This is a genomic window from Streptomyces sp. NPDC016851 (genome assembly GCF_055562795.1).
Genome location: NZ_JBVHEP010000003.1, coordinates 89,531 through 109,772, shown reverse-complemented (window position 1 = coordinate 109,772; position 20,242 = coordinate 89,531). Strand labels below are relative to the sequence as shown.

15 protein-coding genes are annotated in these 20,242 nt (G+C 73.5%); 10 read left to right on the top strand and 5 right to left on the bottom strand.

Going from position 1 to position 20,242, the window contains the following annotated elements; genetic code table 11:
- Window positions 1-116: 116 nt before the first annotated feature.
- Window positions 117-533, top strand: a complete 417-nt coding sequence (locus ACZ3I3_RS05775; protein ID WP_037673345.1) for a cobalamin B12-binding domain-containing protein — start codon at window positions 117-119, stop codon at window positions 531-533.
- Window positions 534-757: 224 nt separating this feature from the next.
- On the opposite strand, the gene ACZ3I3_RS05770 is transcribed toward ACZ3I3_RS05775, so the two are convergent.
- The gene (locus ACZ3I3_RS05770) at window positions 758-2,425 is read right to left on the bottom strand and encodes a DUF5691 domain-containing protein (RefSeq protein WP_467362894.1); all 1,668 of its coding nucleotides are present in this window, start codon (window positions 2,423-2,425) and stop codon (window positions 758-760) included.
- Window positions 2,426-2,587: 162 nt separating this feature from the next.
- Window positions 2,588-3,943, bottom strand: coding sequence for an SWIM zinc finger family protein (locus tag ACZ3I3_RS05765; protein ID WP_467362893.1), 1,356 nt, complete (start codon window positions 3,941-3,943; stop codon window positions 2,588-2,590).
- A gap of 145 nt (window positions 3,944-4,088) precedes the next feature.
- Between ACZ3I3_RS05765 and ACZ3I3_RS05760 the strand changes: the two genes are divergently transcribed.
- From ACZ3I3_RS05760 to sucD, 6 genes are all read left to right on the top strand, one after another.
- Complete coding sequence (locus ACZ3I3_RS05760) at window positions 4,089-5,264, top strand: ATP-binding protein (protein ID WP_467362891.1); 1,176 nt, start codon at window positions 4,089-4,091, stop codon at window positions 5,262-5,264.
- Between the two features lie 55 nt (window positions 5,265-5,319).
- Window positions 5,320-7,785 carry a DUF5682 family protein gene (locus tag ACZ3I3_RS05755; protein WP_467362890.1) on the top strand — a complete coding sequence of 822 codons (2,466 nt, stop codon included), beginning with the start codon at window positions 5,320-5,322 and terminating at the stop codon, window positions 7,783-7,785.
- 139 nt (window positions 7,786-7,924) lie between these two features.
- Entirely contained in the window at window positions 7,925-9,088 is a 1,164-nt protein-coding gene (locus tag ACZ3I3_RS05750) for a VWA domain-containing protein (protein WP_467362888.1), read from the top strand.
- Window positions 9,089-9,255: 167 nt separating this feature from the next.
- On the top strand, window positions 9,256-10,299 hold the full coding sequence (locus ACZ3I3_RS05745) for a hypothetical protein (RefSeq protein ID WP_467362886.1): 1,044 nt from the start codon (window positions 9,256-9,258) through the stop codon (window positions 10,297-10,299).
- A 461-nt stretch (window positions 10,300-10,760) separates the two neighbouring features.
- The gene (sucC, locus tag ACZ3I3_RS05740) at window positions 10,761-11,939 is read left to right on the top strand and encodes an ADP-forming succinate--CoA ligase subunit beta (protein WP_467362884.1); all 1,179 of its coding nucleotides are present in this window, start codon (window positions 10,761-10,763) and stop codon (window positions 11,937-11,939) included.
- Window positions 11,940-11,960: 21 nt separating this feature from the next.
- Window positions 11,961-12,845 carry a succinate--CoA ligase subunit alpha gene (gene sucD, locus ACZ3I3_RS05735; protein ID WP_010036416.1) on the top strand — a complete coding sequence of 295 codons (885 nt, stop codon included), beginning with the start codon at window positions 11,961-11,963 and terminating at the stop codon, window positions 12,843-12,845.
- A gap of 95 nt (window positions 12,846-12,940) precedes the next feature.
- Here sucD and ACZ3I3_RS05730 read toward each other — a convergent pair whose 3' ends face one another.
- The gene (locus ACZ3I3_RS05730; RefSeq protein WP_467362881.1) at window positions 12,941-14,353 is read right to left on the bottom strand and encodes a sigma factor-like helix-turn-helix DNA-binding protein; all 1,413 of its coding nucleotides are present in this window, start codon (window positions 14,351-14,353) and stop codon (window positions 12,941-12,943) included.
- A 96-nt stretch (window positions 14,354-14,449) separates the two neighbouring features.
- Between ACZ3I3_RS05730 and ACZ3I3_RS05725 the strand changes: the two genes are divergently transcribed.
- Window positions 14,450-16,255 (top strand): cell division protein PerM, encoded by a 1,806-nt coding sequence (locus ACZ3I3_RS05725; protein WP_467362880.1) that lies wholly within the window; start codon window positions 14,450-14,452, stop codon window positions 16,253-16,255.
- 16 nt (window positions 16,256-16,271) lie between these two features.
- Here the strand turns inward: ACZ3I3_RS05725 and ACZ3I3_RS05720 are convergent, their stop codons facing one another.
- Window positions 16,272-17,048, bottom strand: coding sequence for a hypothetical protein (locus tag ACZ3I3_RS05720; protein WP_467362878.1), 777 nt, complete (start codon window positions 17,046-17,048; stop codon window positions 16,272-16,274).
- A 319-nt stretch (window positions 17,049-17,367) separates the two neighbouring features.
- Here ACZ3I3_RS05720 and purN point away from each other — a divergent pair, with 319 nt between their 5' ends.
- Window positions 17,368-18,006 carry a phosphoribosylglycinamide formyltransferase gene (gene purN / locus ACZ3I3_RS05715; protein ID WP_467362876.1) on the top strand — a complete coding sequence of 213 codons (639 nt, stop codon included), beginning with the start codon at window positions 17,368-17,370 and terminating at the stop codon, window positions 18,004-18,006.
- A complete protein-coding gene (purH, locus tag ACZ3I3_RS05710) occupies window positions 18,003-19,568 on the top strand; it encodes a bifunctional phosphoribosylaminoimidazolecarboxamide formyltransferase/IMP cyclohydrolase (RefSeq protein WP_467362874.1) in 1,566 nt (521 codons plus the stop codon). The genes purN and purH overlap by 4 nt, the downstream gene beginning before the upstream one ends.
- A 48-nt stretch (window positions 19,569-19,616) precedes the next feature.
- Here the strand turns inward: purH and ACZ3I3_RS05705 are convergent, their stop codons facing one another.
- Complete coding sequence (locus tag ACZ3I3_RS05705) at window positions 19,617-20,210, bottom strand: ALF repeat-containing protein (protein ID WP_467362872.1); 594 nt, start codon at window positions 20,208-20,210, stop codon at window positions 19,617-19,619.
- Between the last annotated feature and the right edge of the window lie 32 nt (window positions 20,211-20,242).

Below are 20,242 nucleotides of genomic sequence, written 5' to 3'. Positions count from 1 at the left end.
TTCACTTGCCGGGACGAATCGGGGCAGGGTGTCCGTGCGGTGCGGCGTGTACGACGAGCGCGATATGTGCGGTACTTGTCGATACGGATGGATGTAGTCGCTTCATGGAGGCAGTGATGGGTGTGGCAGCCGGTCCGATCCGCGTGGTGGTGGCCAAGCCGGGACTCGACGGCCACGATCGCGGGGCCAAGGTCATCGCGCGGGCGCTGCGCGACGCCGGTATGGAGGTCATCTACACCGGGCTCCACCAGACTCCCGAGCAGATCGTCGACACGGCCCTCCAGGAGGACGCCGACGCGATCGGGCTGTCCATCCTCTCCGGCGCGCACAACACGCTCTTCGCCGCGGTGATCGACCTGCTCAAGGAGCGGGACGCGGAGGACATCCTGGTCTTCGGCGGCGGGATCATCCCCGAGGCGGACATTCCCCTGCTGAAGGAGAAGGGCGTCGCGGAGATCTTCACGCCCGGCGCGACGACGGCGTCGATCGTGGACTGGGTCCGGGCGAACGCACGCCAGCCGGCCGGGGCGTAGGCCTCCGGCGGTGGTGCCGGGTGGTGTGCCGGTGGCCCGGGGGTTTGTCTGCCGGTGGTGATGGTCTGCCCGGGGTGCTGTCTGCGGGTGGTTACGGTTTGTCGGGGGTGCTGTCTGCGGCTGGTTACGGTCTGCTCGCGTGTGGTGATGGTCTGCCGGGGCCGGGGCCGGGGCCGGGGCCGGAGCCGGTGGGTGGCCGCCGGGCTCCGTGACGCGGGCCCGGGTCAGGAAGTGTTCAGCTCCTCCGTCATCGCCGCGCGCAGGCGCAGCGTCGTGACCAGGCGCTGGAAAGCCTCCGCCCAGTAGCCCCCGGCGCCGGGAGACGCGTTCTCCGGCTCGTCCGGTACGGCCAGCAGGGCGTCGAGGCGGCCGGCCTCGGACGGGTCCAGGCAGCGCTCGGCCAGGCCCATGACTCCGCTGAAACTCCATGGATAACTCCCCGCGTCCCGCGCGATGTTGAGCGCGTCCACCACCGCCCGGCCGAGCGGCGGCGCCCAGGGCACCGCACACACCCCGAGCAGCTGAAACGCTTCGGACAGGCCGTGCGTCGCGATGAAGCCGGCCACCCACTCGGCCCGCTCGGCGGCGTCCAGCGTGCCGAGCAGCTTGGCGCGTTCGGCCAGGGACACCGCGCCCGGGCCGCCCGCTTCCGGTGCCGAGGGCTCTCCGAGCAGCGCCCGCGACCACTCGGCGTCCCGCTGGCGCACGGCGGCCCGGCACCACGCCGCGTGCAGTTCGCCCTGCCAGTCGTCCGTGACCGGCAAAGCCACGATCTCCCGGGGTGTCCGCCCGCCCAGCCGCCGCGACCAGGTCCCGAGCGGGGCCGCCTCCACCAACTGGCCGAACCACCACGACCGTTCCCCGCGCCCGGCGGGGGCCTTCGCCACGACTCCGTCGCGCTCCATGTCGGGATCGCACTCGTGCGGCGCTTCGACGGTGATCGTCGGCGTGGCCACGGTGGATCCGGTGGCCGGGGCATCTTGGGCGGGCCGGGTGGGTTGCATGTGGTCGATGGCGACGCACGCCTCCGCCCTGAGCGCCATCCGCGCCGCGAGCGCCGAACCGGGCAGCGCCGACAGCAGCTCCGCCGCCGTCGCCCGGACGTTGCGGCTGCGGTCGGCCAGGGCCTGTTCCAGGAACGGCTCGTCGTCCGGCCCCAGGCCCGCGCGCAGCGAGTCGAGGAACATCAGCCGGTCCTCGGCCCGTTCCGTCGCCCAGGTCGTCGCGAGCAGGTCGCGCGCGGCAGCCGGTTCGCGGGAGCGCAGGGCGGACAGGAGGGCGACCCGTTCGGCGAACAGGCCCTCCTGCCACAGCTGCCGGATGCTGTCGGCGTCATCGAGATGCGGCAGGGCCGCTCCGCCGCCCGGCGTCGAGCGCAGGGCGAACCGCCAGTCCGGGTTCAGCCGGGCCAGCCACAGGGCCCGCGGCCCCGCGAACTCCAGCGCCGCCGGACGCAGGTCCGTACGCCCCCGGGCCGCGTCCAGCAAGGCCGGCAGCAGCTGCGGAGGCGGGGCAAAACCACGGGCGTTGGCCGCCGCGAGCCACTGGGGCAGCAGCTCCGTCAGGTCGGGCGCGGTACCCCGACGGCCGCCGCCGGACGCGCCCGGGCGGTCGGCCAGCAGTATCGCGAGTCTGCGGGCGGCCGCCTGCGGCAGAGGCGGACGCGGGTCCTCCGGTGTCGGTTGCGGACGCTCCGCCGCCGGCGCCGGACGCAGACCGGCCCGTCGCCGTACGGTCTCCACGGCCGCCGCGTCCAGCAGGGCCGCCGGTGCCTCCGGGCCCGGCCCGGTGCCAGGCGGTGTGCGCCGGTCCGTGCCCAGCAGTGCCGTGGTGACGAGCCCCTCCCAGACGCCCGTCGCGGGCGCGGCCACAGGAGCGGAGGTCCTGGTCATGAGCTTCCTTTCCATGGGGCGCCCGGGGTGGTTGAAGGCTCACCCTTACCGGTTGTCCCGGGATGCCTGAAAAATTCGCGGATTTGTGGGGGAGGAGGGGTGGGCCGGAAAGGCCCGGCCGCCGGCGCCGGCATGCGCGCCGGCGTCGGCGGCGGCGCCGGCTCAGCACAGGGCTGTCGCCTCGCCCGGGCCTTCCGGCCACGCCGTCAGCGGAGTGAAACCCTGGTGGCCGCATTCGCCGAAGACCCGCACCGGGGCGCCGCCCGACAGCGCGACGAGCCGCCACAGGCCCGGCCGGGAACGCGCGGCCGGTGTGAGCGGCAACGCCGCGTCCTCGTCCTCGTCCGCCAACTGCCAGGAGTCGCCGTCCGGGGTGGGGACGACCCGGTCCAGCGTCACCGGGACGGACTCCAGCCAGGGATCGTCGCGCAGGGCGTCGCCGTAACGGGCGGCGGCCTGGGACGTCGTCATCCCCCGCGGACGCATCGCCGTCGGCGAGGGTGGGGCGAACTGTTCGCCCAGGGCCACCCGCGGCTGCCCGGCGCCCGGGTAGGCGGACACCTCGGCATCCAGGGACAGCCCGACCGGCAGCGCCAGCTCCGGGGCGCGGCCGGCGGCACCGTAGGAGAGGAGCAGCACGGTGCGGTCCGAGTCCGCGCCGTACAGCCAGATCCGGCGGGTCGTCAGGCGGGTGTCCGCCGTGTCGTACTGGGCGAGCACCAGCCAGCGGTCCCGCACAGGCGGTCCGTCCGCGGAGCCCGGCAGACCGACGCGGGAGCGCACCGTCGCGGCGAGGGCGTCGGGCAGCCGCTCGCGACGCAGCCAGCCCTGACCGAGGAGATGCAGCAGCGCGCACTCCTCCAGCAGCCGCACCGGCCAGCCCGGACCGGTGGACGGTATGGCCCCCAACTCCCTGACGCGCGAGGCCAGACCTTGAGCCTGGGCGTCGACCATGCGGGCCGCCGTCTCCTCCCACAGGCCGTAGCCCGACTGCTCCGCCGAGGCCAAGCCGCCGCGCAACAGGTCTGTCAGGCGCTGCTCCAGCTCCACGGCGCCCGCCGTCACCCGCTCGGCCCGGCGCTCCGCCCGGCGCCGCGCAGCCTCCGGATCAGCGGACCCGGACGGCGAACCGGAGCTGTCCCCGGCCTTCTTCTCCTCCGCGCGCTTGCGCCGCCCCGCTATCCACTGCCCGGCCCACTCCGGCGCCTCTCCCGTCGGCACCGCTCCGTCGCCGCCGGCCCAGAGCAGCAGCAGCCCGAGCGCGTGCTTGCACGGGAACTTCCGGCTCGGACAACTGCACTTGTACGCGGGCCCGGAGGCGTCCGCGATGTCCACGATCGTCTGATACGGCTTGCTTCCGCTGCCCTTGCACAGCCCCCACACCGTCCCCTCGTCGGAACTCCCCGCCTCGGACCACGGCCCCGCCGCGCCGAGTTTGCTTCCCGCTTTGCGTGATGCGGCGTCAGGCGCCAGTGCCAGCACCTGGTCCGCAGTCCAGCGCACCCCCTGCTGAGTCATGTCATCGAAGGTAGATCCCACCACTGACAATCGGGTCCGCGAGCGGCTTCGGCGGAGCGTTTGCGCAGGTCAGAACGCATTGTCAGTGGTGTGGTGCAACGTGGATGCCAGATCCGAACCGGCCGAGCTGGAGGGGGACTCAGCCATGCCTGTGTCCGTAGAACCGACGTCCGTCGACCCGAGCCAGAACGGGTCCGCGCCCGCGAACGCGGGCACGGGCGCACCCGCGGACGTACCTGAGGCAGAAGCGCTGCGGCCGCACGCCGAGGACGCCTTCGCCGGTGAACTCGCCACGCTGGCCGCGCAGGACGACCGTCCGCGTCCGGCCCGCTGGAAGCTGTCGCCGTGGGCGGTGGCGACGTACCTGCTCGGCGGCACGCTGCCGGACGGCACGGTGATCACACCCAAGTACGTCGGCCCGCGCCGCATCGTCGAGGTCGCCGTCACCACACTCGCCACCGACCGCGCCCTGCTCCTGCTCGGCGTGCCCGGCACGGCGAAGACCTGGGTCTCCGAGCATCTGGCCGCAGCGGTCAGCGGCGACTCCACCCTGCTGGTGCAGGGCACGGCCGGCACACCGGAGGAGGCCATCCGGTACGGCTGGAACTACGCGCAGCTGCTCGCCCACGGCCCGAGCCGCGACGCCCTCGTGCCCAGCCCGGTCATGCGGGCCATGGCTGAAGGCATGACCGCCCGCGTCGAGGAACTGACCCGCATCCCGGCCGACGTGCAGGACACGCTCATCACCATCCTGTCGGAGAAGACGCTGCCGATACCGGAGCTCGGCCAGGAGGTGCAGGCGGTCCGCGGCTTCAACCTGATCGCCACGGCCAACGACCGCGACCGCGGGGTCAACGACCTGTCCAGCGCCCTGCGCCGCCGCTTCAACACGGTGGTGCTGCCGTTGCCGGAGAGCCCCGAGGCCGAGGTCGACATCGTCTCGCGCCGGGTCGACCAGATCGGCCGCTCCCTCGACCTGCCGGCCGCGCCCGACGGCCTCGACGAGATCCGCCGGGTGGTCACGGTCTTCCGCGAGCTGCGCGACGGGATCACGACCGACGGCCGGACGAAGCTGAAGTCGCCGAGCGGCACGCTGTCCACGGCCGAGGCGATCTCCGTCGTCACCAACGGGCTCGCCCTGGCGGCCCACTTCGGCGACGGCGTGCTGCGGGCGGGTGACGTGGCCGCGGGCATCCTCGGCGCGGTGGTCCGCGACCCGGCGGCCGACCGGGTCGTCTGGCAGGAGTACCTGGAGACGGTGGTCCGCGAGCGGGACGGCTGGAAGGACTTCTACCGGGCCTGCCGGGAGGTGAGCGTGTGAGCGACGCGGGGCGGGGGTCGGTTGCGGGACAGGGCATGCGAGGGGAGGGGACCAAGTGACGGGCTTGGAAGAAGCCGTGGGCCGGGCGGCCGGGGCGGGGCCGTTGTTGCTCGGGGTGCGGCATCACGGGCCGGGGTCGGCGCGGGCCGTGCGGGCGGCGCTGGAGGAGGCCCGGCCGCGGGTCGTGCTGATCGAGGGGCCGCCGGAGGCCGATGCCCTGATTCCGCTCGCCGCCGACGAGGAGATGCGGCCGCCGGTCGCCCTGCTCGCCCACGCCGTGGACGAGCCCGGCCGCTCGGCGTTCTGGCCGCTGGCCGAGTTCTCCCCGGAGTGGGTCGCCATCCGCTGGGCCCTGGAACACGACGTCCCGGCCCGCTTCATCGACCTGCCGGCCACGCACACGCTGGCGTGGGGGAGGCAGGAGGACGAGGCCGGAGTGGAGGGGGACTCTCCGCTGGATGCCGAGGCGGCGGACAGCGAGGGTGGCTCGGGATGCGGACCCGGAACCGGACACGGCCCGGCACCCGAACCCGGATCCGGCCCCGGACGTGAACCCGGCCCCGGACCCGGCGACGTGCGGATCGATCCGCTCGGTGTGCTCGCCGAGACCGCCGGCTACGACGACCCGGAGCGGTGGTGGGAGGACGTCGTGGAGCACCGGGGGGCGGGGAAGGGGGACGCGCTCGCGCCGTTCACCGTGCTCGAGGAGGCCATGGGGGCGCTGCGGGAGACCTACGGCAGCGGGGGGCACGACCGGGACCTGGTGCGCGAGGCCTACATGCGGCTCCAGCTGCGGGCCGCGCAGCGGGAGTTCGAGGACGGCGTGGCCGTCGTGTGCGGGGCGTGGCATGTGCCCGCTCTGCGCCAAAAGACCACCGTTGCCGCCGACAAGGCCCTGCTCAAGGGGCTGCCCAAGGTCAAGACCGACATGACGTGGGTGCCGTGGACCCACCGCCGGCTGTCCCGGGTGAGCGGCTACGGAGCCGGCATCGACTCGCCGGGCTGGTACGGGCACTTGTTCAGCGCCCCGGACCGGCCGGTCGAGCGGTGGATGACCAAGGTGGCGGGCCTGCTGCGCGCCGAGGACCGGCTCGTCTCCTCCGCGCACGTCATCGAGGCCGTGCGGCTGGCCGAGACGCTCGCCGCGATGAGGGGCCGTCCGCTGCCCGGCCTGAGCGAGACGACCGACGCGGTGCGGGCGGTGATGTGCGAAGGCTCGGACGTGCCGTTGGAGCTGGTGCGGGACCGGCTGGTCGTGGGGGACGTGCTGGGGGAGGTGCCGGCAACGGCCCCGGCGGTTCCGCTGCAGCGGGACCTCGCCCGGCTCCAGCGCCGCCTGCGGCTGAAGCCGGAGGCGCTCGAGCGGGAGCTGGAGCTCGACCTGCGCAAGGAGACCGACGCCGACCGCAGCAGACTGCTGCACCGGCTGCGGTTGCTCGGCGTCGCGTGGGGCGAACCGGCCGCCTCGCGGGGCAGCACGGGCACGTTCCGCGAGACGTGGCGGCTGCGCTGGGAGCCCGAGCTGTCGGTGCGGGTCGCCGAGGCCGGGGTGTGGGGGACGACCGTCCTGTCCGCCGCGACCGCCAAGGCCGAGGCGGACGCCGTCACCGCGCAGGGGCTCGCCGACGTCACCGCGCTCGCCGAGCGCTGCCTGCTGGCCGAACTGCCCGGCGCCCTGCCGACGGTGATGCGGATCCTCGCCGACCGGGCGGCCCTCGACGCGGACGTCGGCCGGCTCGCCGAGGCGCTGCCGGCCCTGGTCCGCTCCCTGCGCTACGGCGATGTGCGCGGCACCGACACCGGAGCCCTGGGAGAAGTCGCGGCGGGTCTGGCCGAGCGGGTCTTCGTCGGCCTGCCCCCGGCCTGTGCCGCACTCGACGCGGACGGCGCCGAGGAGATGCGGCGTCATGTCGACGCCGTGCACGGGGCCGTGGGACTCCTGGGGGACGCCCCCGCGGCGGGACGAGGCCGCTTGAGAGCCCGCTGGCATTCGGTGCTGCGGGTGCTGTGCGGGCGGGACACCGTACCCGGAGTGATCAGGGGGCGGGCCGTCCGGCTCCTGCTGGACGACGGGGAGTTGGCGCAGGACGAGGCGGCGCGGCTGATGGGGCTCGTCCTGTCGCCGGGCACGCCGCCGCCGGACGCGGCCGCGTGGATCGAGGGCTTCGTCGGAGGAGGCTCCGGGGGCGGGATGCTCCTGGTGCACGACGAGCGGCTGCTCGGGCTGGTCGACGCGTGGCTGACCGGGGTGCCGCCGGAGGCGTTCACGGACGTGCTGCCCCTGCTGCGGCGGACGTTCTCGGCGTACGAGCCCGGCGTGCGGCGGACCCTCGGCGAACTGGTCCGGCGAGGGCCGGGGACCGGGAACGGTGCGACCGGGGCCGGCTCCGGCATACCCGGCTTCGCGGCGGAGCTCGACCCGGTGCGCGCGGACGCCGTGCTGCCGGTCCTGCGGCTGCTGCTCGGGCTGGACGAAGTGGCAGGGCACATCGGCGACGAACTGGTGGGGGTGACGGGATGACGACCGACGGACTGCGGCGGCCGGTTCCGAACGCGGAAGCGGGAGACACCGACGGGAACGGGTCGCCGGCGGAAGGCCGGCCGGCGACGGCGGTGCCGGTGATCCCGCTGTGGGAACGGCCTCGTGAGGGAGGGCACGGATGACGGCCGAGGTGACGGACCCGGCGCAGGAGCGGTTGCGGCGGTGGCGGCTCGTGCTCGGCGGTGACGCGGCGGACGGCACCGGGTGCGAACTGTCCGGGCGGGACGCGGCGATGGACGGAGCGCTGGCCGCGCTCTACGGAAAGGGGGAGAAGCCGCAGGGGAGCCGGGACCGCTCGGCGGGGCTCGGGGCGTCGGCGCCGTCCGTGGCGCGCTGGCTCGGGGACATCCGGACGTACTTCCCGTCCTCCGTCGTACAGGTCATGCAGCGCGACGCCATCGACCGGCTCGGTCTCGCCACGCTCCTGCTGGAGCCGGAGATGCTTCAGGCGGTGGAGGCCGACGTACACCTCGTCGGCACGCTGCTGTCGCTCAACAAGGCCATGCCCGAGACGACGAAGGAGACGGCACGGGCCGTCGTGCGCAAGGTCGTCGAGGACCTGGAGAAGCGGCTCGCCACCCGTACCCGGGCCACCCTCACCGGCGCCCTCGACCGCAGCGCCCGGATCAACCGGCCCCGCCATCACGACATCGACTGGAACCGCACGATCGCGGCCAACCTCAAGCACTACCTGCCCGAGTACCGAACGATCGTGCCGGAGCGGCTCATCGGGTACGGGCGGGCGTCCCAGACCACGAAGAAGGAGGTCGTCCTCTGTATCGACCAGTCGGGATCCATGGCCGCATCGGTCGTGTACGCGTCGGTGTTCGGGGCGGTGCTCGCCTCGATGCGGACGATCTCCACGCGACTCGTCGTCTTCGACACTGCGGTCGTCGACCTCACGGACCAGCTCGACGACCCCGTCGACGTCCTGTTCGGGACGCAACTGGGTGGCGGCACGGACATCAACCGGGCACTCGCCTACTGCCAGTCGCAGATCACCCGTCCCGCGGAGACGGTGGTCGTGCTGATCAGCGACCTCTATGAGGGAGGCATCCGGGACGAGATGCTCAAGCGGGTCGCGGCGATGAAGGCCTCGGGGGTGCAGTTCGTGACGCTGCTGGCACTCTCCGACGAGGGCGCACCGGCGTACGACCGGGAGCACGCGGCCGCGCTCGCGGCGCTGGGGGCACCGGCGTTCGCCTGCACGCCTGATCTGTTCCCCGAGGTGATGGCGGCGGCGATCGAGAAGCGTCCGCTGCCGATACCCGACGCGGCGTGACGAGCGGAGGGCCGCGGTGGCCCGACTTCGGCCGGCAAACCGGACATGACTGCCCGTCAGCGGGCAGGGGGCTTGCGTCAACTCCGCACTCCCGTGCGAGGATCGGCGCCTGCTCGGCGGTGCGTCGCGCTGCGCTTGTTCCGTGGCACGGGAGGAAGCTCCCCCTCTTGATCTGGTCAGCCACCCTGCCCGGTGCCGCTGTGCGCATGCTGCGCACAGCGGCCGGGTGGCGTGCGCTCCGGGTGGCGCTGCTGGTGGGCGGGGTGCTCGTCATCGGGCTTCTGTGCGGGGAGCGGGCGTATGCCGCGGACGGCGTGCGGGGGCTGATGGGCGCGGACGTCACGGCCGGGCGGATCGGCTCGCCGGGTCTCCCTTCCCTGTCCGGAGCCGGCAGTGCTTCCCGCGCGGGGGCCGACGCGGCGGCCGTAGGGGAGCGGGTCGTGCGGGTGGTCGGTGATACGGGCGAGGCGGTGAGCCCGGGGCGGGGAGAGGCGCGGGCGAAGGAGCCGCCCTCGCCGGACTCGTCGTCCTCCTCCCCCTCCTCCTCGCCTTCTTCGCCGCTGCCCCTGCCGCTGCGGTCTTCCTCGCCGTCGCCGCTACCGCCTTCCTCGCCCTCGTCCTCGCCGCTGCAGTTGCCGTCGCCGCTGCCGTCGCCGTCGGCGTTGCCCTCGCTCAAGCTGCCTGTGCCGGCAGCGCTGCCCGCCCTGTCCGACTCGCCACCGGCACTCGCACGCGTAACCGCACCCGCACTCCCGAGCGATCTCCTGCCCCCGCTCCCCACCGGCGAAGTCAGGCTCCCGGGAGCGCCCGCGGCCGACGCCCCCGCCACCGCCGGACGGACCGTGGGGACGGACGTCGTCACCGCGAGGGCGGGCACCGTGGTGCGCGGTGCCCCGCACCGCGCCGCCGGACTCGCAGTGCCGCCCAGCCACATCAGACGCACAGACCCGGGCCACCCCAGACGCATAGACCAGGCAGGCCCGTCCGACCGCCTCGGAGACGGCCCGGGCGCGCACGTGCCCGCAGACCGGCCCGGTGGCACGCTCGGCGACCGGTACAAGGCCGACGGCGGTACGCCACGCCACTGCGACGCGCACGCCGTCACCCTGAGCCATACGGCGCCGCTGGGGCTCCTGCCCGGTGTCGCGGCCCCCTCTTGCACGGTCGGCACCCGGGAAAGTCACCGGGACATCCCCGTCTTCCCCGGCTAGCACTCTGCACCCCCAGCACCCCACGGATCACATCGCCCCTCCCCGTCCCCCCACCGACTCCACGAGGCATCCCCTCCAGGCGGTCGAAACCGTCGGTCGTCCGAGGCCGAGACCTCGTGGATGGGGTCGGTTGGCCCCCATTGGGGTGGGGACCAACCGCCCCGCACCCCGGAGAGCCGGGGTGTCAGACGGGCCTCACCGGGTCAACCCCAGCCCGGTGAGGCCCCTCACTCCCGGCACGCCGTGCCAGAGAGCGCGGCATCATGTGACAGGTATCACCGCTCAGGTGTGACCCTCGATTTAGAGGCCCCTCGCAAGCAGCGATAACCTGCGAGACGGACATGCCGCGCGCTCGGACACCGTGTGCGCCTCCCTTGTGACAGACAGCGGACGTCACGTTGCCCTCGCGGCACGCCCACGCAGACAACGAACCGCGAGATCACTGATAGGGACGGAAGCGCGTGGACCTGTTCGAGTACCAGGCGAGGGACCTCTTCGCCAAGCACGATGTACCGGTGCTGGCCGGTGAAGTCATCGACACGCCTGAGGCGGCCCGCGCAGCCACCGAGCGCCTCGGTGGCAAGTCCGTCGTCAAGGCCCAGGTGAAGGTCGGCGGCCGTGGCAAGGCCGGCGGCGTGAAGCTTGCCGCCACCCCCGACGAGGCGGTCGAGCACGCGACCAACATCCTCGGCATGGACATCAAGGGCCACACGGTCCACAAGGTGATGATCGCCGAGACGGCCCCGGAGATCGTGGAGGAGTACTACGTCTCCTTCCTCCTGGACCGTGCCAACCGCACCTTCCTCTCCATCGCGTCCGTCGAGGGCGGCATGGAGATCGAGGAGGTGGCGGCCACCCGCCCCGACGCCGTCGCCAAGACGCCGATCGACGCCAACGAGGGCGTCACCGAGGCGAAGGCCCGCGAGATCGTCGCGGCCGCCAAGTTCCCGGCCGCGGTCGCCGACAAGGTCGTGAACGTCCTCGTCAAGCTGTGGGACACCTTCATCAAGGAGGACGCCCTCCTGGTCGAGGTCAACCCGCTGGCCAAGGTCGCCTCCGGTGAGGTCATCGCCCTGGACGGCAAGGTCTCCCTGGACGAGAACGCCGAGTTCCGTCAGCCGGAGCACGAGGCCCTCCAGGACAAGGAGGCGGCCAACCCGCTCGAGGCCGCCGCCAAGGAGAAGAACCTCAACTACGTCAAGCTCGACGGCGAGGTCGGCATCATCGGCAACGGCGCGGGTCTCGTCATGAGCACCCTGGACGTCGTCGCGTACGCCGGTGAGGCGCACGGTGGCGTCAAGCCCGCCAACTTCCTCGACATCGGCGGTGGCGCCTCCGCCGCCGTCATGGCGAACGGCCTGGAGATCATCCTCGGCGACCCGGACGTCAAGTCCGTGTTCGTCAACGTCTTCGGTGGCATCACCGCCTGTGACGAGGTCGCCAACGGCATCGTGCAGGCGCTGCAGCTGCTCAAGGACAAGGGCGAGGAAGTCACCAAGCCCCTCGTCGTCCGTCTGGACGGCAACAACGCCGAGCTGGGTCGCAAGATCCTCTCCGACGCCAACCACCCGCTGGTCCAGCGCGTGGACACCATGGACGGCGCGGCCGACAAGGCCGCCGAGCTCGCGGCTGCGAAGTAAGGGACGAGGGACTAAACAGCCATGGCTATCTTCCTCAACAAGGACTCCAAGGTCATCGTCCAGGGCATGACCGGTGCCACGGGCATGAAGCACACCAAGCTCATGCTGGCCGACGGCACCAACATCGTCGGTGGCGTGAACCCCCGCAAGGCGGGCACCTCGGTCGACATCGACGGCAACGAGATCCCGGTCTTCGGCACGGTCGCCGAGGCGATCGAGAAGACGGGCGCGAACGTATCCGTCCTCTTCGTCCCGCCGGCCTTCGCCAAGGCCGCCGTCGTCGAGGCCATCGACGCCGAGATCCCCCTCGCGGTCGTCATCACCGAGGGCATCGCGGTCCACGACTCGGCCGCGTTCTACGCCTACGCCGTGTCCAAGGGCAACAAGACCCGCATCATCGGCCCGAACTGCCCCGGCCTCATCACGCCGGGCCAGTCGAACGCCGGCATCATCCCGGGCGACATCACCAAGCCGGGCCGCATCGGCCTGGTGTCGAAGTCCGGCACGCTGACGTACCAGATGATGTACGAGCTGCGGGACATCGGCTTCTCCTCCGCCGTCGGCATCGGTGGCGACCCGGTCATCGGGACGACCCACATCGACGCCCTCGCCGCGTTCGAGGCCGACCCCGACACCGACCTGATCGTCATGATCGGTGAGATCGGCGGCGACGCCGAGGAGCGGGCCGCGGCCTTCATCAAGGAGAACGTGAAGAAGCCGGTCGTCGGCTACGTCGCGGGCTTCACCGCGCCCGAGGGCAAGACCATGGGCCACGCCGGCGCCATCGTCTCCGGTTCCTCCGGCACGGCCGCCGCGAAGAAGGAGGCCCTCGAGGCCGCCGGCGTCAAGGTCGGCAAGACGCCGACCGAGACGGCGAAGCTGGCGCGCGCGATCCTCGCCGGCTGAGCAGGGTCAGCGCCCTACAGCTCAGTCGTACGGCTCATCGGTGGGCCCGCTCCCTGTACGGGGGCGGGCCCTCCGCGTTTCCGCGGAAGCAGGACTCAGCGTGGCTGCGGCATCAGCCGGACCGGCCCCCGCAGCTCCTCCTCGCGCAGCTTCGCCCGCAGCTCCTGCTCCGATTCCGACAGCGGCCCGGGCGCGACCGGTGGCGGTACGCCCTGGACGGTCTCGCCCGGCGGCACCGGCGGCTCGTAGTGCGTGGGGGCCGTGCGGGCGGTGAGGGCCGTGGCTCCGATCAGGGCGATCGTGAAGGCGATGGCGGCCCGGGTCCAGAAACGGGCCCGGCGTTCTCCGGCCCGGCGCACGACCAGTGGTTTGGCGGCCCGCAGCCGCTCGATGGAGGCCAGCTCGACCAGCCGCCAGTGGAGCACCTCCGGGTCCGCCAGCTCCGGCAGGCGCTCGGCGACCGCCTGCCGCGCGTGCGCCAGCCGGTTGGCGGCCGCGCGGCTGCTCGCCTCCGTCTCCGCTGCCGTCTCCGGCAGGCCGAGCCCGACACCGTCGTACAGGAGCAGCGTGCGGCGGTACGAGGGCGGCAGCTTCAGCAGGGTGTCCAGCAGGGCGCGGTCGAAGGCGTCGGAGGGCGGCGGCTCGGGATACCGGTGGCGGGGGCGGAACCGGTGCCACGGGGAGAGGGCACAGTCGTAGGCCACCGCCCGCACCCAGCCCGCCGGATCGCGGTCGCGGGCCACCTCGGGCCAGCGCTGCCAGGCGATGTGAAAGGCCCGTTCGACCGACTCCCGCGCCAGCTCGCGGCGGCCGGTCAGCAGGTAGGTCTGCCGGACGAGCGCGGGAGCGCAGAAGGCGTACAGCGCGTCGAAGGCCTGATCGGGCGTCAGGGCGGCGGTCGCATCGTCCGGCCGCAGGACCGTCGCCCGGGCGGGGCGGGAGCGCCGGTCGGTCCCGGTGACGTGGTTGCGACCGGCGACGGCGACGGCGGCCTCGGCGGTCGTGGGGTGGTGGTCCGCGACGGTCGTGTGGCGGTGGTCCGCGACGGTGGTGTGGCGATGGTCGGCGGCGGGGCCGCGGCTCCGGACGCTGCCGGCGGTACGGCCGTGCTCGCCGGCCGAGGCGCGGCTGCGGTGGCCGACGGCGGTACGGTCCTGGTCCGCGGTGGAGGTGCGGCCCCGGTCCGTGGCGGACGGGCGGCCCCGGTTCCGGCCGGAGGCCCGGCCGCGGTCCCCGGCCGAGGCGCGGCCCCGATCGCTCACGTCTGACGTGCCGGGCTCCTCATGAGGCGGTGTCACGTCCGCCTCCGTGCCCAGTGAGTTCAGCAGCTTCGCGTACTTCTCCCCTTTCCGGCCGCGCGGCGTCGAGCGACCGGTCTCCCACCCGCGCACCGTCTCGCTGGTGACGCCCAGCCGGGAAGCCAGCTGAGCCCGCGTCAGCGAGGCGGCCTCGCGCAGGCGTCGGCGCTCCTTGGGCGGCGGGAGCGGGAGGGCAGGGCTCTGTGTCACAGGACGCCCCTCCGTCCAGAAAAGTACATAAACGTATATTGGGCGACACAGCGATGGTTCGCCTGTTACGACGGGAAAGCGCGTGTCGTTGGGAGCATGGCGGGCGTGATCGAGATGACCGCTCGCCGACGTCCGCCGTCGCCCCTGCTCCTCCGGATGCGCGACCGTTCGCCCGGACTGGGCGGCGCCCTCGTGGGTGGTGCGGTCGCGGCGGGCCTCGGGCTCGCGGCGTTCGCCGTGCCGGTGATGCTGCTGTGGATCACCTCGCCGTACCCCGACAGCGGGCCCGGCGGCGCGCTGCACGTGGCGGCGGCGCTCTGGCTGCTGGCCCACGGAGCCGAACTGGTCCGCACCGACACGCTCGCCGGCGTCCCGGCTCCCATGGGCGTCGCGCCGCTGCTGCTGCTCGTGCTGCCTGTGTGGCTGCTGCATCGGGCGGGGCGGGACGCCGCGGACGGCGGGGCGGGGGACGAGGGTGACGGCATCGACGACGGCTTCGCCGAGGACATCGCGGCTGTCGAGGGCCTCGCGATGGTCGCGGGCCTCTCAGCGGTCCCGGGCCTCTCGGCGGTCGCGGGGCCGCCGCTGGTCTCCGTCCGTACCGCCTGGACGGGCGTCGTCCTCGGCTACCTCGCTGTCGCCGCGCCCGCGGCCCTGTACGCCGCGGGCGGTGTGCTGCGGCCGTCGTGGGTGTGGACGGGGGTGTGCCTGCCGCTGGTCGCCGTCCTGGCGGCCGGGGCGGGCGTGTGGTCGGCGTACGGCCGTCCGGCCGGGCCGCTGCGGCGGCTGCTGGGCGTGCTGCCTGCGGGGGTACGGCCGCTGGTCCTCGGGCCGGACGGGCGCCCGGGTACCGCCGCCCGGGCCGCGGCGGCCGGGGTGGCGGTCCTCCTCGGGGGCGGTGCGCTGCTGGTGGCGGTGTCGCTGGTGGGGCACGGGACGGCGGCCCAGGCCGCGTTGCTGCGGCTGACGGAGGGGTGGTCGGGGCGGTTCGCGGTACTGCTGCTCTGTGCGGCCCTCGTGCCGAACGCGGCGGTGTGGGGCGCCGCCTACGCCCTCGGCCCCGGCTTCGCCCTCGGCGCCGGCCATGTCGTCAGCCCGCTGTCCTCCGCGCCGGCTCCGTTCCTGCCGCCGTTTCCGCTGCTGGCGGCGGTGCCGGAGGCGGGGGAGGGGCGGCTGGTGCACTGGGCGGCGGCCGGGGCCGTGCCGATGGTCGCCGGGGTCGTCGTCGGCTGGATCGTGGCGCGGGCGGCGGTATCCGCAGAGCACGGCGGGACGCTGTCGGGCGGCGGGACGCGGCCGGGCGGCGGGCGTGGCGGCGTCTGGCCGCCGGGACGCACCGCCCGTGCCGCCGCCCTGGCGGCCGTGCTGTCCGCGGCCGTACTCGCGGGGCTCGCCGCGCTGGCGGGCGGCCCGCTCGGCGTCACCCTCCTGGCCCGGTTCGGGCCGGTGTGGTGGCAGGTGGGTACGGCGGCACTGGCGTGGCTGATGCTGCTGGCCGTCCCGACGGCGGTGACCGTGCGGTCCTGGCACTGCCGGGCGCCCCAGGCGGACGGGCCGAATATCGGCAGACAGCGGGAAGAGCCGGCCGAGGACAAGCCCCGGCGGAAGGGCTCGCGCCCCGCCCGGGGCTGGTTCACCCGCACCGGAGTCGCCGGAGTCGCCGGAGTCGCCGGGGGCACGGGCGGCGACGCTGCCTCCCCGCTCGACGGGACCGCGAAGCCGAGGACCTCATCCCCGACACCGGAGGTCCCCTACGCGCCCTACGTCCCCTTCGACCAGGACGCCCAGGACCACAACGACCCCCCACTCGAGCCGTACGACTTCCTGCCGCCCGACCCAGCCCCCGAGCCCTACGACGTCCCGCCCCCGCCCGACCCCACCCCCAGGTCGGACACTCCCTGAAGCTGCAGGCCGTCCGTCAGCCGTCCGTGCCCAGGAAGCCCCGCAGTTCCTTTGGCAGAAGCTCCGTGCAGGACTGCTTGGCCTCGTTCGTGAGGGCGTCGTTCATGCACGTGTAGTAGTCGCGGTAGACCATCTGGGCCGTGAACGACGCGGCGACCAGGGCGATGGCGAGGGACGCCGTGACCAGGCCGCTCACCGCGGCCGTCGTCTGGGGGCGGCCCGTCTGCTCGGGGGCCGGGGCGTCCGGGTCGGGCCTGCGGGGCTTGGCGCGCAGGGCGCTGATGCCCCAGTAGAGGGCGAGCGCGCCGAGCAGCAGCGCCACGTACGGCCAGCTGAAGAGGGCGAAGAAGAAGGCCCACATGCCGGAGAGCAGGGCGTAGCGCGCACGGCGCTGGGCGGGATCCGTCGGGTCCCAGCGCGGGTTCGCGCCGCCCTGGGGGCCACCCGGGCCCTCGGGGCCGCCGCCGGGGCGCTCGCCGAAGCCGTCGGAGGAGCGGCCGGGCTGCCGGTCGCTCCACTGCCTGCCCCAGGGTGCGCGGTCGTCCTCGCCGCCCTCCCGGGAGTCGTCGCCCGACGGGCGCCGCGGCTGCCAGGGCCGGTCCGGGGTGCCCTCGGGCGGCGGGGCGAACGGGTTGTCCTCCTGGGACCCGCGCCCTCGCTCGTCGCCGCGGTCGCCGTCCGACGGCGCGTCGGGTGGTGAGCTGGGGCGCTCCCGCAGCAGCACGCTGCCGCGCTCCCCTCCCTGCGCCGACAGCTGGGGGAACGTGAGGAGTCGCAGGCTGCGGTCCGGCATCAAGTGAGCGTCTTCCCGTTGATGAGTAGGAACGAGTTGCTGAGCAGGGATGGGTGGACGGAACCGAACGGTGTCGGACCCGGGCCCGCCACCTCTTGAACGCATCGCGTCCGGACGGCGTTCCCGAACCGGCTCGGCCCAGACGCTACCTTCCGGCCAAGCCCCCGTCCCGTGGGGGCTGCCCGGTGTGCCGGTATCGTTGCCGACGGTCGGCCGGTTCGTAGGCTTCCCCGTATCCGGGGGCGCGAAGCATTCGTATGAATGTACAAACGTCGAGGCCGGTCGAGGACAGACGCTCCCTTCGAGAAAGGCCCCCACCGTGGCCGCCAAGCCCGTGGCCCCGCGCGCCAAGCGCCTCGTCGTGCTGGTCTCCGGATCCGGCACCAACCTGCAGGCGCTGCTCGACGAGATCGACGCCGCCGGTGCGCAGGAGTACGGGGCCGAGATCGTGGCCGTCGGCGCCGACCGTGAGGGCATCGAGGGGCTGGCCCGCGCCGAGCGCGCCGGGCTGCCGACCTTCGTGCGCAAGGTCAGGGACTACGGCAGCCGCGAGGAGTGGGACGACGCCCTCGCCGAGGCCGTCGCCGCCCACGAGCCCGACCTCGTGGTCTCCGCCGGGTTCATGAAGATCGTCGGCAAGGAGTTCCTCGCGCGGTTCGGCGGGCGGTTCGTCAACACGCACCCGGCCCTGCTGCCCAGTTTCCCGGGGGCCCACGGCGTGCGGGACGCGCTCGCATACGGCGCCAAGGTCACCGGCTGCACCGTCCACTTCGTCGACGACGGCGTCGACACCGGACCGATCATCGCGCAGGGCGTGGTCGAGGTCCGGGACGAGGACGACGAGAGCGCTCTGCACGAGCGCATCAAGGAAGTCGAGCGAAGGCTGCTCGTCGAGGTCGTGGGGCGGCTCGCCCGCAACGGCTATCGCATTGAGGGACGAAAGGTAGTTATCCAGTGACCGCCGAGAGCAACAAGCGGCCCCTTCGCCGGGCGCTCGTCAGCGTCTACGACAAGACCGGGCTGGAGGAGCTCGCGCGCGGGCTCCACGAGGCCGGGGTCGAGCTCGTCTCCACCGGCTCCACCGCTGCGAAGATCGCCGCTGCCGGCGTCCCCGTCACCAAGGTCGAGGAGCTCACCGGCTTCCCCGAGTGCCTGGACGGCCGCGTCAAGACGCTGCACCCGCGCGTGCACGCCGGCATCCTCGCCGACCTGCGCCTGGACAGCCACCGCGAGCAGCTCGCCGAGCTGGGTGTCGAGCCGTTCGACCTCGTCGTCGTCAACCTCTACCCGTTCCGCGAGACCGTCGCCTCCGGTGCCTCGCCGGACGAGTGCGTCGAGCAGATCGACATCGGCGGGCCGTCGATGGTCCGCGCCGCCGCCAAGAACCACCCGTCCGTCGCGGTCGTCACCAGCCCGGCCCGCTACGCCGACGTGCTCAAGGCCGTCCAGAACGGCGGCTTCGACCTCGCCACCCGCAAGCGGCTCGCCGCCGAGGCCTTCCAGCACACGGCCGCCTACGACGTCGCCGTCGCCTCCTGGTTCGCCTCCTCCTACGCGCCGGCCGACGAGTCGCGCTTTCCCGACTTCCTCGGCGCCACCTGGGAGCGCGAGCACACCCTGCGCTACGGCGAGAACCCGCACCAGCCGGCCGCGCTCTACGTCTCCCCGGAGGGCGGCGGCCTCGCCCAGGCCGAGCAGCTGCACGGCAAGGAGATGTCGTACAACAACTACACGGACACGGACGCCGCCCGCCGTGCCGCGTACGACCACGCCGAGCCGTGCGTCGCGATCATCAAGCACGCCAACCCCTGCGGTATCGCGGTGGGCGCGGACGTCGCCGAGGCGCACCGCAAGGCGCACGCCTGCGACCCGCTGTCGGCGTTCGGCGGTGTGATCGCGGTCAACCGCCCGGTCAGCAAGGAGATGGCCGAGCAGGTCGCGGAGATCTTCACCGAGGTCATCGTCGCGCCGGACTACGAGGACGGCGCCCTGGAGGCCCTCACCAAGAAGAAGAACATCCGCGTGCTGCGCTGCCCCGACGGGCCCTCCGCCCCGGTCGAGGTCAAGCCCATCGACGGCGGCGCGCTGCTCCAGGTGACCGACCGGCTCCAGGCCGACGGCGACGACCCGGCCAACTGGACGCTGGCGACCGGCGAGGCGCTGGACGCCGACGAGCTCCAGCAGCTCGCGTTCGCCTGGAAGGCCTGTCGCGCGGTGAAGTCCAACGCGATCCTGCTCGCCAAGGACGGTGCCTCGGTTGGCGTCGGCATGGGGCAGGTCAACCGGGTCGACTCCTGCAAGCTGGCGGTGGAGCGGGCCGGGGCCGAGCGGGCCCGGGGCGCGTACGTCGCGTCGGACGCGTTCTTCCCGTTCCCCGACAACATCGACGTCCTGGGCGCCGCCGGCGTCAAGGCCATCGTGCAGCCCGGCGGTTCCGTCCGTGACGAGCTGGTCGTCGAGGCCGCGCAGAAGGCCGGCATCACGATGTACTTCACCGGGACGCGGCACTTCTTCCACTGACGGTGGCGAGCGGGTCGGTGATCGACGCCGACCCGCTCTCCGTACGACTCAGCCGTCGACCTCGTACCGCCCGACCTCCAGGAAGTACCGCAGCTCCTCCGGAGTGCCGTCGATGGCCTCCTCGGCGGCGGCCCTGAGCGCCGCGCTGATGGTCGGGTCGGCCAGGATGCGGGCGATGGCGACGCGGTCGTCCTCGGCCTGGGCGAGGCGGTAGCCGGTCTCCAGGAAGGCGCGCAGGGCCTCCGGGGTGTTCACGTCGAGTGCCTTGCCGGCTTCCCGCTTGACGCCCCGGCCGGAGTCCGGGTCGGCCAGGATGCGGGCGATGGCGACGCGGTCGTCCTCGGCCTGGGCGAGGCGGTAGCCCGTCTTCAGGAACTCCCGCATGTCCTCCACGGTGCCGTCGAGGGCCTCGTTGGCCTCCCTGATGACGCCTCGGCCGCTGTCCTCGTCGGCGATGATGCGCAGGATCGCGATCCGCAGGTCGTCCTCCGACATCTCGTCCACCGGCGTGCCGTCCGTCGCCGCGGTGGCGGTCACGGCGGGGGCCGCCGGAGCCGGGCCGGCGGCGAGGGCCGGGGTCGTGAGCAGGAGGGCCGGTGCCAGGGCGGCGGCGACGATCAGGGCACCGCGGGTGGGTCTCATGCGTGAACCTTCCTGACGAAAAAGGGAGTTGG

Excerpts from the sequence above, each read along its gene's own strand:
- ACZ3I3_RS05775 (WP_037673345.1), top strand. The coding sequence starts at position 117 with ATGGGTGTGGCAGCCGGTCCGATCCGCGTGGTGGTGGCCAAGCCGGGA.
- ACZ3I3_RS05770 (WP_467362894.1), bottom strand. The coding sequence starts at position 2,425 with ATGACCAGGACCTCCGCTCCTGTGGCCGCGCCCGCGACGGGCGTCTGG.
- ACZ3I3_RS05765 (WP_467362893.1), bottom strand. The coding sequence starts at position 3,943 with ATGACTCAGCAGGGGGTGCGCTGGACTGCGGACCAGGTGCTGGCACTG.
- ACZ3I3_RS05760 (WP_467362891.1), top strand. The coding sequence starts at position 4,089 with ATGCCTGTGTCCGTAGAACCGACGTCCGTCGACCCGAGCCAGAACGGG.
- ACZ3I3_RS05750 (WP_467362888.1), top strand. The coding sequence starts at position 7,925 with ATGACGGCCGAGGTGACGGACCCGGCGCAGGAGCGGTTGCGGCGGTGG.
- sucD (WP_010036416.1), top strand. The coding sequence starts at position 11,961 with ATGGCTATCTTCCTCAACAAGGACTCCAAGGTCATCGTCCAGGGCATG.
- ACZ3I3_RS05725 (WP_467362880.1), top strand. The coding sequence starts at position 14,450 with ATGGCGGGCGTGATCGAGATGACCGCTCGCCGACGTCCGCCGTCGCCC.
- ACZ3I3_RS05720 (WP_467362878.1), bottom strand. The coding sequence starts at position 17,048 with ATGCCGGACCGCAGCCTGCGACTCCTCACGTTCCCCCAGCTGTCGGCG.
- ACZ3I3_RS05705 (WP_467362872.1), bottom strand. The coding sequence starts at position 20,210 with ATGAGACCCACCCGCGGTGCCCTGATCGTCGCCGCCGCCCTGGCACCG.